Here is a 14,953-nt window from a genome sequence, read left to right on the forward strand (position 1 = left end):
GGAGGGTTAACCATGAGCTCCAGGATAGTAAAAATATTTGACACAACACTAAGGGATGGAGAACAATCACCGGGTGCCAGTTTAAATATTGAAGAAAAAATAGCAATTGCAAAACAACTTGAAAAGTTAGGTGTTGATGTTATTGAAGCAGGCTTTGCTGCAGCAAGTCCAGGTGATTTTGAAGCAATAAATGCAATAGCAAAAATAATAAAGAATTCTACCATAGCATCCCTTGCCAGAGCAGTAAAGCAAGATATTGAAAAAGGTTTAGAAGCAATAAAACCAGCTCCACGCAAAAGACTGCACACATTTATAGCAACAAGCCCTATACATGTAGAAAAGAAACTAAAAATGAGCTATGAAGCTGTGCTTGATGCAGCAGTAGATGCTGTGAAATTTGCAAGAAATGGCTGCGAAGAAGTAGAGTTTTCTGCAGAAGATGCAACACGCTCAAACTGGGATTACCTTTGCAAAGTTGTCGAAAGTGTAATTAATGCAGGAGCAAGCGTTGTAAATTTACCAGACACAGTGGGATACACTACACCTCAAGAATACTATGAGCTTATAACCTACATAAAAAATAAAGTACCAAATATTGATAAAGCAGAAGTTTCTGTCCACTGTCACAATGATTTAGGTATGGCTGTTGCTAACTCTCTGTCTGCAGTTTTGGCTGGTGCAGATCAGGTAGAATGCACAATAAACGGCATAGGAGAACGTGCAGGGAACGCCTCTTTGGAAGAAATTGTTATGGCTATAAAGGTTAGAAACGATATATATAAAGCCTCAACAAATATAAATACAAAAGAAATCTACCGCACAAGCAGGCTTGTAAGCAAGCTAACAGGCATAGATATCCAGCGCAATAAAGCTATAGTGGGTAAAAATGCCTTTGCACATGAAGCTGGTATACACCAAGACGGTGTAATTAAAGAAAAAAGCACATACGAAATCATGAAACCAGAAGATGTAGGTATTGACTCAAGTTCACTTGTGCTTGGCAAACACTCAGGCAAACACGGACTTGAAAAAAGGCTTGTTGAGCTTGGCTATCAGTTAACCAAAGAACAACTTGAAGACATATTTGAAAAATTCAAAGTCCTTGCAGACAAGAAAAAAGAAGTATACGACGAAGACCTACATGCACTCGTAGAAGATAAAATAAAATTCAGTCCATCAGTGTATGAAATTGTGAGCTTGCAGGTAAGCTCTGGCACAAACATTACACCTACTGCTACAATAAAGTTATCTAAAAACGGTGAGATCTTTGAAGATGCAGCATTGGGAGATGGTCCGGTAGATGCAGTTTATAAAGCTTTAGAGCGCATTACATTCGTCAAAGGTCAACTTAAATTTTATGAAATCAAATCCATAACAGAAAGCAGAGAAGCCCTGGGTGAAGCAACTGTAAAAGTATATTTTCCTGATATTGATAAAAATATAATTGGCAGAGGTGTTGCAACAGATGTTATAGAAGCAAGCGCCAAAGCTTATCTGGATGCTATTAATAAAGCGCTGATGTATATGTAAAATTTTGAAAAACTAAAAACTTTGCAAAATTTTATTGAAGGTGTATAATAAAATTATGGAAAATAAAAGCTGTTTGATTTGTGCGTGGAGAGAATTTTGTGCAAAAAAAGAAATTATAGAAAACAGATATTGTCCAGACTTTACACTTGATGTAGCTTTTCTAAAAAAACAAGAAGATAAAAAAGAAAAAGAAAGGCAAACCGAAAATGCAAATAAGCGAACAAATACTAAATAGCGCAATCAGTATAATAGAAACGGATAAAGATATCAGCTTGCTTGTATATTATAGTGATATAAAAAAATTAAACATAGATGAGCTTCTAAAAAAAGACATAAGAAAAATTATTGTTTTCAAACGTACCGAGATTGAAGAAGATAATCATGAACAACTCCAAAATTTAAAAAACCTTCCAAGTATCACAGTACCAAATATAAGTTTTACAAGAACCAATAAACTGAAAGTAGCCATTGTTATGGCTCTTGCTGCAAATATTTTATCCAAAGATTCAAGGCTTATAGCTTTAACTGGTCTAAATAATATAGATAGTATGATCTATTTAGAAATAGAAAAAGAAAAAGAACTTTTACTTTTTAGAGAAAATATTGATTTTGGTGAGAGTATAAGACCAGAAGTATTTGAAAAAATATTGCGTATTGCACTTGAGCTAGCAAACCAAGGAAGAGAAGGAAAATCTGTTGGCGCTTTGTTCGTATTAGGTGATATTGAAAATATAAAGCCATACATTAAGCAAATGATTTTTAATCCTTTTAAGGGCTACGATCCTAAAGAAAGAAATATTATGTTATCCAACCTTGATGATACAATAAAAGAATACAGTGTGTTAGATGGTGCTTTTTTAATCAGCGGGGATGGTACATTGGAGTCGGCTGGGGCTCATATTGCAGCTTCTGCTGACACTACTGATCTACCCAAAGGTTTGGGTTCAAGACACATGGCTGCTGCTGCTATCACTAGTGTATCAAATGCAATGAGCATAGTTGTATCAGAATCGACAGGAGACGTTAGCGTTTTTAAAAACGGAAAACTAATAACACAAATTGAAAAAGCTATATAAGAGTGTTGCATGGTTGTATTAGACGGTAAAACACTGGCAAATAAAATTAAGTCTCAGGTAAAAGATGAAATATATCAGTTAAAATCTAAAGGTATTATACCAGGTTTGGCTGTTATCCTTGTGGGTAATAACCCGGCAAGCCAAGTATACGTTAATATGAAAACAAAGGCTTGTGAAGAAGTAGGAATATACTCTATAAATCATAGAATGCCTGAAGAAGTAAATGAAAAAGATTTACTTTATGTAATAGATATGTTGAACAAAAATCCTCTGGTTAATGCAATTTTAGTACAATTACCTCTACCTTCAAAAATTAACGAAGAACGTGTAATAGAAGCAATTGATCCTAAAAAAGATGTAGATGGATTTCACCCATACAATATGGGAAGATTATTGCGCGGTAAACCATTTATTTATCCATGTACACCATATGGCGTAATGAAGTTATTTGAAGAGTACAATATAGAATTAAAAGGCAAAGATGTATGCGTAATAGGCACAGGCAATATTACAGGTAAACCCATGTCTTATATGCTTTTGAATGAATATGCCAGTGTACAAATCTGTCACATATATACAAAAAATCTCAAAGATAAAACAAAAAATGCAGATATCATAATAAGCGCTACAGGCAAAGCCCATTTAATTACCCAAGATATGGTAAAAGAAGGTGCAGTTGTAGTGGATGTAGGTATAACTAAAATTAATGATAAAATCGTAGGCGATGTTGATTTTGAAAATGTATCAAAAATTGCTAGCTACATAACACCAGTCCCAGGTGGTGTTGGGCCTATGACTATAGCTGTGCTAATAGAAAATACTGTATTTTTAGCTAAACAACAAAACAATATAGTTTAAGCAAGTGGATTTGGACCATATTTATTTTCTTGACTTGAGCCTTTAATAAAACCAAGTAGGACAAAAAGCCACATATCTATCAAAAAACATACTATGAAAATAGCTACAAAAATAGCAAATTTACTGCTTTCTTCTGACACGTGTTCTAAAAAACTAGATAAATACCCTAGCAAAAAATTACATACAAAAAACAAAATTGTATAAAAACCACTTTTGTTTAAATCGTGAAAACGCCTTGTCTGCAATGAAAGCGCTGGCAATAACAAAATAATCCTCCATACAATAACAAAAGTTGAGTAAATTGCAACTAACTGAGTATAATCTGTAACTTTAAATATATATAAAACAAGCGTTAGTAAAGATATCAAAATAACAAATACTATAATATTTCCCAGATAAAACATCCAAAATTCTTTTCTAGGCGATCGTGTTTTAAAATCCAATGAGTGTTTTAAAACATATAACCAATATTTTAAAGGATTATTTGAACTATAAATTGTTTCTTGAGTTTCATGCATTTCTAGATTGTTCATGAAACCTTCTTGCAAAAAAAGTATAAACAATTATTAGTGTATTGTAAAGCAAAAAATAATTTTTAAGAAAGTGCAAGTCTAACTAAATTTAGGGCAAACTGAGAAATATACAATCTTGTATAGTTTCTTTGTGCCTGATAAATCTCTTTATAAATACTAATATTGTCTTTTACCATAATACCTATATAGTGCAAACCTACTGGTTTTTCAGATGTACCACCACCTGGTCCAGCAATACCTGTATCAGCTAAAACAATATCTGCGCCAAAAAGACGCTTAGCACCAAGAAGCATTTCTTTTGCCGTTTGCTCACTAACTGCACCAAAAGATTTTAGCGTTTGCTCTTTTACACCAAGTATGTTCATTTTTGCCTGGTTAGAGTAGCTAACTATACCACCCAAACAATAATCAGACGATCCTGCTACATTTACAATTCTTGATACAATAAGGCCACCTGTTGAGGATTCAGCTGTCGCAATCGTTAATTGCTTTTGCCTTAATAGCTTTCCAACTATTTCCTCCATTTCAGACTCATCGTGTGCATATATGTATTTACCAAGAACAGCTTCAATTTTACTGGCACTTGTGGATTCTTTGGCATAAACATCAACACCCAAAGCCGAAACATTAATAAATGTATTGCCAAAATCTTTAACTAAACTGCTAACATCACTTTCTTTTAAGCCAAATGTCCTAAACAATGAAATTTCTCTAATTTTTTTTGTATAACCCAACTCATTAAAAGCTTTAATTAGCATACTTTTTGCTTCTTGCGGTATGCCTGGCAAAACAATTGTTACTTTGTGGTTTTTTTCATAGATAAAACCTAAAGCTTTACCGTAATCATTGGTTATTGGCTTTGAATTTAAAAGTCTAAGCGCCATATTTTTCCTTGCATTTGTGAATTCTACATTGCGCAAACTATACTCATTTTCTAAATACTTAAGCCACGCTTCATCGTAAATTAACTTTTCATTGAATGCTTTTGATAATGCCTGACGTGTTACATCATCAAATGTCGGACCCAGTCCACCGCTTACAATAAGTATATCGCACATTTCAAGCGCAAATTGAACACTTTTTTCAATCTCCTCTTCAATATCTTTGCAAATATGTATAAAAGCTACATCAAGACCTCGTTCAAATGCTATTTTTGCAAAAATAGACGAATTTGTATCCTGTTTTGATCCTGTTGCAAACTCACTACCTGTAATTAAAATACCAACATTCATAATAGAACCTCCCTTATGTACAAAATAAATCTCTTCAAGTAAAACAAGCAAACTAAAAATCCAATAACTGCACCACTAAATATTGCAAATCTTATACCAATATAATTTGCGACTATTCCGCTAAATATACTCCCAAATGGCGTAACACCCAAAAATACTAATGAGTATACACTCATTATGCGACCCCTTAGCTCATTTGTAGATAAAAGCTGCATAATTGTATTTGATAGTATAATATATGCAATTAAACAAAAGCCTGCAGCAAATATTGAAATGCTTGCTTGAGTATAGTTTTTAGATATTGCCATCAAAATTTGAAAAATATTTAAACCAAAAGCATTTATAATCATTAATTTGAGGTAAGACGTTTTTTTTGAGATATATGCTATAAACATAGCTCCAAAAAATGAGCCAAGACCCATATAAGTCATTAACATACCAAAGCCAATGGCATTTTGTTTTAGTGTATATTTTGCCAAAAGAGGCACAAGCACACTGAAATTCATTGCAAATATTGACAATATTGTTAGCAAAATAATTATATCAAGTAAAACTTTATTTGTCTTTATGAATGCAATTAATTCTTTTACACTGTTTTTTAGGGAACTTCTTTTGCCAGAAGGCTCACCATCCTTATCAATAAAAAATAAACCAATAACAAGAGGCACAAAGCTTATGGCATTCGCATAAAAGGTAGCCTTGATACCAATCTTTGCAATCATTATGCCTGCAATTGCAGGACCTATAATACGCGCTAGGTTAAATATTGTAGAGTTTAGCGCGATAGCATTTGATAAATCATTTTTACCAACCAAATCTATCATAAATGATTGCCTTGCTGGTACATCAAATGTTTGAGCAAGACCCATAAGAGCAGTTAGCATCAAAACTTCAATATAAGTTATAACATCAAAACCTGTAAGTATAGCTAATATTAGAGAAAAAAGCGCCATAGAGCTTTGTGTAATTATTACAATATAGCGTTTTTTGAATCTATCTGCAACATCTCCTGCATATAAAGAAAAAAACAAAATAGGCAAATACTGAAAAGCAACAACGAGACCAAGTAAAAAAGGCGAGTTTGTCAATTTCAAGACAAGCCACGCCTGACCTACAATTTGCATCCAGGTACCAATTGAAGAAATAATTTGGCCAAACCAAAAAATCCTGAAATTTTTATACCTAAGAGAACTGAAAGTTTGAGATAAAATTTTAATAAAAACTCTCCTTTGGCTGTAATTTTAAACCTTAAATTTATTATATCAAAAAGTACTAAAATAAACACTATTTAGAATTTATGATTTCATTTATTATAGCTTTTTGGGTATCATTAAACATTGAAGGATTTATTGTTTTTAAAATTTCATTAAGCTTAGTTGTATCATTAAGTTTTTTGTAACAATAAATGATGTTAATGTAGGCTGCAGCGGATGGATTTTGCTTTATTGATTTTTGCAAAAGCTTTACTGCCTGTAAATATTGTCCTTCTTTTATGTATATTGCTGCAAGATCGTTTAGGGCAAAAGGATCTTCTTGAATGGATAAATATTCTTTAAGTAGTAATTTTGCTCTATAATAATCGCCATTTTCTATACTATTGTTTATATTGAGTGCTAAGTTAGAAAGTTTTTCTGCTTTTTCTTGCTGGTAATGCAAAACATTTTTTAATTGATTTTCTTTTGTAGACTCCGTTTTTGTTTGGTTGGTTGTGCTAATCTGTTGAGAATATGAAGGTTTGGATTGAATTGTAATTTTTTTATTTGTAGTTTTTTCTGATACAGACTTTAAAATTGGACTTTTTGTTGAATTTGTAGCATTTAATTGTTTTGTTAAAAGTTTTGGATTTGTAGAGTTTGTAGAATTTGTTTCGTTTTGTGTAGAAATCTTTATTGCGTTTTGCGTTTTTTGAGAGGGGGATTTACCAATAAAATCTGATAGATGAATAAGCAAACTACCAACTAAAATTGAAACAAAAAAAAGCACGATCCACTTTATGTTTTTTTTGTCTGGTTTTTTATTATAATTATTGGTAGGTGGTTTTTTTGCTTGCTCTAACCTCTTTAAAGCCTCATATAGTTTACTCACTTTCTCCTCTAACTACCGAAGAATCTGTCCTTAAAATTATTGGTTTTATTAATATTACAAGTTCAACATTACTTATGGACTCATTGTTTTGCTTAAACAAATTACCTACAATTGGTATGTCGCCAAGTACAGGTATACGTGTATTTGATTTATTTATTTGTTTGCTTATAAGACCACCTATTACGATCATCTGATCGCTTTTGGCTGCAATCTGCGTTGTCGCTTCTTCAAGGTTTACCTGCGGTAGTGTATATGAATTTTGACCTATCGTAGTTGGCGTTAGGCTCAAAACAGTGCTTTTTATAGGAGTAATGCTTAAATTAACTGTGTTTGTTGAATTGTTAATATAGGGAATTACACCTAGCATTACGCCATCAAACACGCTATTTAAATTGACAGTAGGCTGTGTGGTTGATGTACCACCGGCTACGGTTGTAGTTGTAACCTGCACAGACTGAATATACGATATGCTTTTGCCTACACTGATTAAAGCAGGTTGACCGTTTGTTACCAATATGCGTGGATTTGAGATAATCTTTACATTACCGTACTGAGCAAGAGCGTCCAGCAATACGCCGAAATTATTTGTATTAAAAGTTGCAGCTATACCTGAGGGCATATAAGCACTATTTGTAGCAACACCTGGTGCCGTTCCAAAAATACCTGGTTTAAAAGGAAAAGTCTGACCATAAATTTCAGGCGGATAATTTGCATTTGATGTTAGAGCATTTAGAGAATTTTGTGGTATATTAGATAAGTTTTGTTGCACTGTAAAGCGACCATTTGCCGCTCTAAATAAAGCATTCCAATTTATGCCGTAGCTTGAAGAATCGTTTAAGTTTACCTCAACGATCTTAACTTCTAAAAGTACCTGAGAATCGTAGTGTGATTTTAAATTTTGGATATATTTTGAAATTAAGTTTAAATTCTGTTCTCTATCCCTTACAACTAAAAGACCAATGGAAGGATCAAGAGAGTATTTACCTTCTTTTGAAAGCATTGCTTTAAGCGTATTTTCTATTTGTGCATAAATATCCGTAGAAGATGTACCAATAGAATCTGTTATTTTGAACTCTCCCGTCAAAGGCGTTGAAGCAGAACCACCCGTTGCACTTGCTGCTGACTGGCTAGCACTACCCAACACATCGCCACCTACACTTATGCTTGCCTGTTTTTTGGAAGCTATAAAGTTTAAATAAAACATCTTTGTACCAAATTCTTTTACATAAAGCGTTTTGCCTTTTATTTCGTAAACCAAATTTAAAGATTGGGATAATGCATCAAGAGCTTCTTTAATAGGTGTATGTTTGAAAGATACAGTGACTAAAGGTACATAGTAAATTTGCTGTTGGTTTTGAGAATGCTGAATTTCTTGAGTGTAGGTTTGGGCTTGCATAGGTTTTGTAATATTGGGATTTTGTGGAGCTTGTAGTGAATTTGGGTTTTGCGGCACAGATGGATTTAAACCAACAAATTGAGGCGAGTAAGAAGAATTTGGTGATTGATTAAAGCTCGTATTTGGAACGTATGGATTATAATAAGGGTTATAAAGTGCCTGGTAATTGGCTTGCGGTTGTATATTTTGTGTTTTTGGCTTTTGAGTAATACTTTCTAAGTTTGAATCAATTACCAAATTAAGACCCGCCACCTTTGCTATTGTATAATATACATCTTTAAAATCTGCATCTTTTACAATCAAGTTTATATACTGGGTATTTATTGGTGAAACGCTTTCAAATTGAGGTTTAAAGATAATTTTATTTGGTAGCGGTGATGTAACATCTTGAGTTTCAGATTTTATAGAAAAATCATTTTTCGCAATTTCTCTGCTTGTAGCGCATGACGTTACTAAAAAACATAACAAAATATACTTAAGGTATTTTAACATACAATGTTTGCCTCCCTATTGGTGTTTGCAGGATAACATAATCACTTCCTATTTTCAAAACTTTAAACCCATCACTTGACTGTCCAACTCTATAAAATTTTCCATCTAAAAAACAAAAATATCCGTATTTATCTTTTGATATAATAGTAAGTTTTGGCATAGTAAACTCAAATGTATTAGGCTGTAGAGTCAAAACATTTTTATTTATAAGAAATATCTCTTGTGGTTTTGTATCTATTTGCTTTTTTACCTGTATACTTGGGATATTCAAACTTTCAATATCTTTTAGACTATCAGGCAATAAAATATTATACGGATTAAGTTTAATAGGCCAAATCAATCCCAACAAAATTATAAAAAAAGGTATATAAACAGTAATGCTCTGAGGCTTCATAAACCCCACCTAAAACCTTCAATTGTGCAATTTAAAGTACCATTTGAAGACTGGATTTTAGCATCCTTTATAACTACCATACCAGAACTATAAAGACTATCTATATCTTCAACAAGCTTAATTAAACTATTTTCTGATAAGTTTATTTTAAAATTTGTCTTTAATTTTGCGTCTATACCTTTAATGATACTTTCGTCACGTTTTAACACACTTAATTTTTGCTTAACTGTAGAAATTTTGTTTTGATAAGATGATAAAGTTGACATAGCTTGATTTAGTATATTTAGCTTAGCCAAAGTATACCTATAAAATATTATCGAAAAACTGCTAAAAACAGATACAATAAAAACACTCAACAAAGCTTTTTTAAGATAATACATTTTTTTCCTCAAGACTCAAATCAAATAGCAATTTTCCATCCAAATAATAAAAGTTAGATACATTTATTTTATAATTTTTTGAAACTTCTTTTAAAAATTCATTAAACTCGCCTTTGGCACTTTTTAGATCACCAAAGACCAAACCTTTTATATTGATTGTATAATTAACAGTTTCAAGCGTATTATTTGATGTAGCGTTTTGAATGTTTGCAGGTTGAGCATTTGAAATATCCACTTCTATAAAATACAAGTTAGGTAATTTATAAGTTGAAAGTTCACTTAAAATTGAGTCTAATCTTGGTAATTTTTGATATTTAATGAACAAATTTATATTATTTTGTATGTTTGTAGCATTGATGTTTGTATCTATTGACCCTAAACTTTTATTATATGAAGATAATTCAGCATTCAACTGATTAGTTAAATCTAAAATTTTAAAGTAATTAATAAAACCCGCAAAAAATATCAAAACCCCACCTATCAAAACAACAATCGAAAGTTTACTAGCAATTTGAGCGTGTTTAAATGTTTCATAGTTTTCTTTATGTTTGGGCGTTAGAAAATTAATATCGCTTTTATAAAGCAAACCCAATACTTCAATATAATCGTTTAATTCAAGCTTGCTATCAAATTTAAAAGTTGGTGCACTAACCTTAATATTTGCATTTTGTAAATTGTCAATCAATTCTTTTGAACCTAAGCAGTAAATATTTTTTACACTGTATTGCGATACAATTTGCTCTATATACTGAATTAACTCTTGAGTTTCAGTGCCAAAACCTTCTTTATGAATTTTTTTTGCATTTAACAATCTATCTTTGTCAAAGGCAATAGTTATGATAAATTCATCTTTTTCGATTATTGCCAAAATAGGCAACTGATTTGCATATTGATTACAAAATAAATTTTTAATTGCAATTTCAACAGGCACACACTGTTCAATTGTACAATCAAGTCTATCTATAAAATCAAAACTATCTTTGTTTACCACTACATAATAAAATATTGCTTTTGTTTTATCTATCGGCTTTAGTTTTTTGAAACTGATTTCAAAATCCTGACCAAAAATACCCAGATTACTTACTGTATTTTTTATTGAAGCATGAGTTGCAAGCTTTGATAAGCTTATAAATTCACCTGTATCTACATACAAATTAGATTCAAATGCTAAGCTAACTATGTCTTTTGGTTTAATAAATTCAGGCAAAGTTTCTATATCAGATTCTTTAATATCCAATATCTCAAATTTTTTCCCATTTTTATATGATACTATTTTTATACCTTTTTTTGAACAATACAGTAGTTTTTTCATTTAAAAACCAAACCTAAGTTTTATATTTAAGCTTTGCAAAGCTTCTTTAACAATAGCAAAATTTATTCTATTTGTATTGAGTGAATATGCAATAAAAAGCGATCTTGAACAAATTGTATTAATTAGCCTTGGTATCCCAAGTGAGCTTTTTGCAATAGTTTTTAGCGCAACATTTGTAAAAGACAGATCGCCTTTTTGGACTTTTGATAATCTAAATAAAATATAATGCAAAGCTTCCTGCTTAGATAATTGATCCAAAGATTCATAAATGCTTATGCGTTGCCTCAACTGGCGCATAGTATAGCTTGAAAGTTTATTATTAAGCTCTGGTTGGCCTACAAGCAAAATTTGCATTAATTTGTTTTTTGTTGTTTCTATATTTGATAATAATCTCAATTGTTCAAGTGTTTCATTAGGCAAGTCTTGTGCTTCATCTATAATAATTGCTAATTTTTTTCTATTTTGAGAAAGTTGTATAAGATAATCTTGAAATTGCCTCAAAAGCACATCAAGGTTAAGTTCACTATCAGTTTTTACGCCCAAATCGTATAAAATTGCTAAAATAAGCTCTTTTGGCTGCAAAATTGGTGATATTAAAACTGCTGTTTCAAAATTTTCAGGTATGTTTTCAAGCAACATTCTAATAAGCATGGTTTTACCACATCCTACTTCACCAACAACTACTGCAAAAGCTTCATTTGACTCAAAAAAATACTTTAATATATCAAGTATCTGCGTGTGCGATCTGCTTGGAAAGTAAAAATCTAAATCAGGCGTTAATCTAAATGGATCATCACTTAACTTAAAAAAATCAAGCACTTCTTGCTTCACCTAACAGCTCCCATTTTAGATACAAGCTGATATACAGGAACAATTAAAGCTAGCACAATGATAAAAAAGAATACACCAGCAATTGTTAATACTATTGGCTCTATTGTTTTTTCCATTACTTCTACCATACGATTAACTTTTGTATAGTATGAGTTTGCAATATAGCTCATCTGTTTGTCAATCTCGCCCGTTTTTTCACCAGCTGATATCATTCGTATAATAAAAGGTTCAAATATTTTGTTTTTTCTAAAAGATTCACTTAGTCCCATACCGTTTTTAATACTTTCATTCGTATTTTCTACAGCAGATTTAAATACAAGATTTTTAAAAGCTTTTTTTATTATATCAAGCGAGTTTGTAATTGATACGCCTACACGCAAAAGCAATGCTTCATACTCAAAAAAAAATGCAAGGTTGCTTGTTAAAATTAGTGTGCCAAAAATTGGCATTTTGTACATGACAGAATCTAAAAAAAATTTCCCTTTTTCACTTAACTTTAGCAAGAAAAAACCAACAAAAAACATACCAAACACTAAAGGAAAAATCCACCAATAATGATTCAAAAAAGCCACACTTTTTATAAGCAAAACCGTAGGCAAAGGCAACTTCAAACCCATTGTGCTAAACACAGCAGTTAATTTAGGCAAAACATAAAACATCCAAAAAGCTGCAGCTCCAAACATAGAAAAGCTAACAAACAATGGATACATTAGAGCCCTTTTTGTATTTGATATAATATCATCAATCTTTTGTAAATGTTCTGCTGCATCTTTTAAAACGCCCGAAAGTGTTCCTGTTTCTTCTCCAATTCTAACTAAATGTATAAGCACCTCTGGGAAAACCTTGTGGCGTTTTAGTGCATCCGAAAAACTCATGCCTTCTCTAATATCAAAAATCACTTCTTCTGTTATGAGTTTAAAACGCTTATTTTTTGTATTTATAGCTAATTCTTCCAATGCTTCAAGCAGCGATATACCACCGCCCAACATTAAAGACAAATTATTGCAAAACTCTATAATTTCTTTACGTTTGATTTTTGGCTCAAAAAAAGAAAACCTTATAGGTTTAAATTTTATTGGCGTTAAATTTTCCCTTTCTATTCTTGTTAATAAAGCTTCTTCAGATGGGCTAATAAATATGCGCACTGCTAAATTACCTTCGCTATCAATAACCCAAACCTTGTACTTCATCTACCAAATACCCTTAACACTTCGTCAATATCTGTAATACCTTGCAGTACTTTTCTTTTTGCATCATCTAAAAGTGTGCGCATACCGCTTTCATAAGCTTCTTTTTCTATTTTATAAAGGGGTTCGTCTTGCGCTATTAGGTTTCTTATTGTATCATTTATAAGCAAAATTTGAGAAACTACCGTACGCCCTATATAACCCGTAAAATTGCATTTTGGACAACCATGTTTTTTATATATACTAATTGGTTTATCAATGGTTAAAAACTCCATATCTTCACGCGATGTTTCAACTTCTTGCTTACAAAAAGGGCAAAGCTTTCTAACAAGCCTCTGGGACACAAGCGCAACAACAGAGCTTGCAATCAAAAAGCTATCTGCACCTAAATCTTTGAGTCTTGGAATAATGCCTATGCAATCATTTGCATGAATAGTTGACAATACCAGGTGTCCTGTCATAGAGGCTCTTATTGCCATTTGGGCTGTTTTTGCATCTCTAATCTCGCCAATCAGTATTACATCTGGATCTTGTCTCATAAATGATACTATAGCACTAGAAAAATCATACCCTGCAAGTTCATTTACTTGCGTCTGGCGTGCCATTGGGTATTTATACTCAATTGGGTCTTCTACTGTCATTATATTTTTTTCCAAAGCATTTATGCGGCGCAGTGCAGCATAAAGTGTAGTGGTTTTGCCAGAACCTGTTGGACCGCTTATCAGTATAATACCATAAGGTTTTGAAAATGCTATTTCCAGTTTTGCAAGATCTTTATCGTCAAAACCCAAATTAGGCATAGAGTACAAACTGGAGCTTGCACCTAATATTCTTATAACAACATTTTCACCATAAACTGTTCTTACAGTCGAAACCCTCATGTCGTAAGTTTTTCCTAAAAATTCAAAGCTAATGCGCCCGTCTTGCGGTTTTCTTTGCTCTGATATATCCATACCTGATCTTACTTTTATGTTTGATATAAAACGATTTGCAAGTGTTTGTGGCATAGAGTATACCAGTTGCAAAACACCATCTATGCGAAAATGTATATGCAGGCTTTTATCTGTAGGCGTTATATGTATGTCGCTTGAGCGCATATTTATTGCTAAAATAAAAATTGAGCGTGTAAAATCTTCCATATTTATATCTGCATTGGGGTTTGACCTAATTACATTTATAACGCGCTCTATATCCTGCTCTATGGGGTGCTCTAAGAGATAATAATTTGTTTCAATTGCTTCTTGTATTTCGCTTTGACTTGCTATATAAAAGTTTGGCTTTAATGTGGTAATGCGAGATATTAGGTCAAAAAGCCGTTCATCATCTGGATTTGCAATAGCAATATTTAAAGTGTTGTCCTTTTTTTCAAAAGCAAGCACCTTATGCTGTCTGCAAAAATTAAGGTTTATAAGCTTCATTGCATTATCATCGGGCTTAATTTCTTTTATATCAATAAATGGCAAATCAAACTGTTTTGATAAGCTTTGAGCAATTTCTCTGTCTGTTACAATGCCAAGCCTGACTAAAACTTCTCCTAAAAGCTCACCTGTAGCTTTCTGTTCTTTTAGGGCAAATTTTATATGATTATCATTAATATATCCTTCGTCTTTTAATAATTCTCCTAAGCGCTTTTTAGCCATGGTTAAT

The 14,953-nt window shown here is 32.1% G+C and carries 15 protein-coding genes; 4 read left to right on the forward strand and 11 right to left on the reverse strand.

Annotation, left to right across the window (positions count from 1 at the left end; translation table 11 throughout):
* Positions 1-12: 12 nt before the first annotated feature.
* The 4 genes from BLQ93_RS06020 to folD are packed head-to-tail and all read left to right on the forward strand — an operon-like array spanning position 13 to position 3,464.
* Positions 13-1,530, forward strand: a complete 1,518-nt coding sequence (locus BLQ93_RS06020) for a 2-isopropylmalate synthase (protein WP_092128920.1) — start codon at positions 13-15, stop codon at positions 1,528-1,530.
* 55 nt (positions 1,531-1,585) lie between these two features.
* Positions 1,586-1,765 (forward strand): hypothetical protein, encoded by a 180-nt coding sequence (locus BLQ93_RS06025; protein ID WP_092128922.1) that lies wholly within the window; start codon positions 1,586-1,588, stop codon positions 1,763-1,765.
* Positions 1,737-2,606: a DNA integrity scanning protein DisA nucleotide-binding domain protein gene (locus BLQ93_RS06030; RefSeq protein ID WP_025391373.1), complete on the forward strand. Its 870-nt coding sequence runs from the start codon at positions 1,737-1,739 to the stop codon at positions 2,604-2,606. The genes BLQ93_RS06025 and BLQ93_RS06030 overlap by 29 nt, the downstream gene beginning before the upstream one ends.
* Positions 2,607-2,615: 9 nt before the next feature.
* Complete coding sequence (gene folD, locus BLQ93_RS06035; RefSeq protein ID WP_092128924.1) at positions 2,616-3,464, forward strand: bifunctional methylenetetrahydrofolate dehydrogenase/methenyltetrahydrofolate cyclohydrolase FolD; 849 nt, start codon at positions 2,616-2,618, stop codon at positions 3,462-3,464.
* Here the strand turns inward: folD and BLQ93_RS06040 are convergent.
* The 11 genes from BLQ93_RS06040 to BLQ93_RS06090 all read right to left on the reverse strand — a co-directional run bounded on the left by BLQ93_RS06040 (position 3,461) and on the right by BLQ93_RS06090 (position 14,946).
* Complete coding sequence (locus BLQ93_RS06040) at positions 3,461-3,997, reverse strand: DUF805 domain-containing protein (protein WP_092128926.1); 537 nt, start codon at positions 3,995-3,997, stop codon at positions 3,461-3,463. The genes folD and BLQ93_RS06040 overlap by 4 nt on opposite strands.
* 62 nt (positions 3,998-4,059) lie before the next feature.
* Complete coding sequence (locus BLQ93_RS06045; protein ID WP_092128927.1) at positions 4,060-5,229, reverse strand: nicotinamide-nucleotide amidohydrolase family protein; 1,170 nt, start codon at positions 5,227-5,229, stop codon at positions 4,060-4,062.
* Positions 5,226-6,446 carry an MFS transporter gene (locus BLQ93_RS06050; protein WP_084323507.1) on the reverse strand — a complete coding sequence of 407 codons (1,221 nt, stop codon included), beginning with the start codon at positions 6,444-6,446 and terminating at the stop codon, positions 5,226-5,228. Before BLQ93_RS06050 ends, BLQ93_RS06045 begins: the two co-directional genes overlap by 4 nt.
* 67 nt (positions 6,447-6,513) lie before the next feature.
* The gene (locus tag BLQ93_RS06055) at positions 6,514-7,314 is read right to left on the reverse strand and encodes a tetratricopeptide repeat protein (protein WP_092128929.1); all 801 of its coding nucleotides are present in this window, start codon (positions 7,312-7,314) and stop codon (positions 6,514-6,516) included.
* Complete coding sequence (locus BLQ93_RS06060) at positions 7,307-9,202, reverse strand: type II secretion system protein GspD (RefSeq protein ID WP_092128931.1); 1,896 nt, start codon at positions 9,200-9,202, stop codon at positions 7,307-7,309. Before BLQ93_RS06060 ends, BLQ93_RS06055 begins: the two co-directional genes overlap by 8 nt.
* On the reverse strand, positions 9,186-9,596 hold the full coding sequence (locus tag BLQ93_RS06065; protein ID WP_092128934.1) for a hypothetical protein: 411 nt from the start codon (positions 9,594-9,596) through the stop codon (positions 9,186-9,188). Before BLQ93_RS06065 ends, BLQ93_RS06060 begins: the two co-directional genes overlap by 17 nt.
* Positions 9,593-9,976, reverse strand: coding sequence for a hypothetical protein (locus tag BLQ93_RS06070; protein WP_092128936.1), 384 nt, complete (start codon positions 9,974-9,976; stop codon positions 9,593-9,595). The genes BLQ93_RS06065 and BLQ93_RS06070 overlap by 4 nt, the downstream gene beginning before the upstream one ends.
* Positions 9,963-11,288 (reverse strand): hypothetical protein, encoded by a 1,326-nt coding sequence (locus BLQ93_RS06075; protein ID WP_092128938.1) that lies wholly within the window; start codon positions 11,286-11,288, stop codon positions 9,963-9,965. Before BLQ93_RS06075 ends, BLQ93_RS06070 begins: the two co-directional genes overlap by 14 nt.
* Entirely contained in the window at positions 11,289-12,119 is an 831-nt protein-coding gene (locus BLQ93_RS06080; protein ID WP_092128940.1) for an ExeA family protein, read from the reverse strand. It lies immediately after the preceding gene.
* Positions 12,116-13,309 carry a type II secretion system F family protein gene (locus tag BLQ93_RS06085; RefSeq protein ID WP_092128942.1) on the reverse strand — a complete coding sequence of 398 codons (1,194 nt, stop codon included), beginning with the start codon at positions 13,307-13,309 and terminating at the stop codon, positions 12,116-12,118. The genes BLQ93_RS06080 and BLQ93_RS06085 overlap by 4 nt, the downstream gene beginning before the upstream one ends.
* Positions 13,306-14,946 carry a GspE/PulE family protein gene (locus tag BLQ93_RS06090; protein WP_092128944.1) on the reverse strand — a complete coding sequence of 547 codons (1,641 nt, stop codon included), beginning with the start codon at positions 14,944-14,946 and terminating at the stop codon, positions 13,306-13,308. The genes BLQ93_RS06085 and BLQ93_RS06090 overlap by 4 nt, the downstream gene beginning before the upstream one ends.
* Between the last annotated feature and the right edge of the window lie 7 nt (positions 14,947-14,953).

The sequence above is a fragment of the Desulfurella multipotens genome (assembly GCF_900101285.1).
Taxonomy (GTDB): Bacteria; Campylobacterota_A; Desulfurellia; order Desulfurellales; family Desulfurellaceae; genus Desulfurella; species Desulfurella acetivorans.

What these genes read in the sequence shown, in the direction of transcription:
- BLQ93_RS06020 (WP_092128920.1), top strand. Translation starts at nt 13, where the DNA reads ATGAGCTCCAGGATAGTAAAAATATTTGACACAACACTAAGGGATGGA.
- BLQ93_RS06025 (WP_092128922.1), top strand. Translation starts at nt 1,586, where the DNA reads ATGGAAAATAAAAGCTGTTTGATTTGTGCGTGGAGAGAATTTTGTGCA.
- BLQ93_RS06030 (WP_025391373.1), top strand. Translation starts at nt 1,737, where the DNA reads ATGCAAATAAGCGAACAAATACTAAATAGCGCAATCAGTATAATAGAA.
- folD (WP_092128924.1), top strand. Translation starts at nt 2,616, where the DNA reads ATGGTTGTATTAGACGGTAAAACACTGGCAAATAAAATTAAGTCTCAG.
- BLQ93_RS06040 (WP_092128926.1), bottom strand. Translation starts at nt 3,997, where the DNA reads ATGAACAATCTAGAAATGCATGAAACTCAAGAAACAATTTATAGTTCA.
- BLQ93_RS06045 (WP_092128927.1), bottom strand. Translation starts at nt 5,229, where the DNA reads ATGAATGTTGGTATTTTAATTACAGGTAGTGAGTTTGCAACAGGATCA.
- BLQ93_RS06060 (WP_092128931.1), bottom strand. Translation starts at nt 9,202, where the DNA reads ATGTTAAAATACCTTAAGTATATTTTGTTATGTTTTTTAGTAACGTCA.
- BLQ93_RS06065 (WP_092128934.1), bottom strand. Translation starts at nt 9,596, where the DNA reads ATGAAGCCTCAGAGCATTACTGTTTATATACCTTTTTTTATAATTTTG.
- BLQ93_RS06070 (WP_092128936.1), bottom strand. Translation starts at nt 9,976, where the DNA reads ATGTATTATCTTAAAAAAGCTTTGTTGAGTGTTTTTATTGTATCTGTT.
- BLQ93_RS06075 (WP_092128938.1), bottom strand. Translation starts at nt 11,288, where the DNA reads ATGAAAAAACTACTGTATTGTTCAAAAAAAGGTATAAAAATAGTATCA.
- BLQ93_RS06085 (WP_092128942.1), bottom strand. Translation starts at nt 13,309, where the DNA reads ATGAAGTACAAGGTTTGGGTTATTGATAGCGAAGGTAATTTAGCAGTG.
- BLQ93_RS06090 (WP_092128944.1), bottom strand. Translation starts at nt 14,946, where the DNA reads ATGGCTAAAAAGCGCTTAGGAGAATTATTAAAAGACGAAGGATATATT.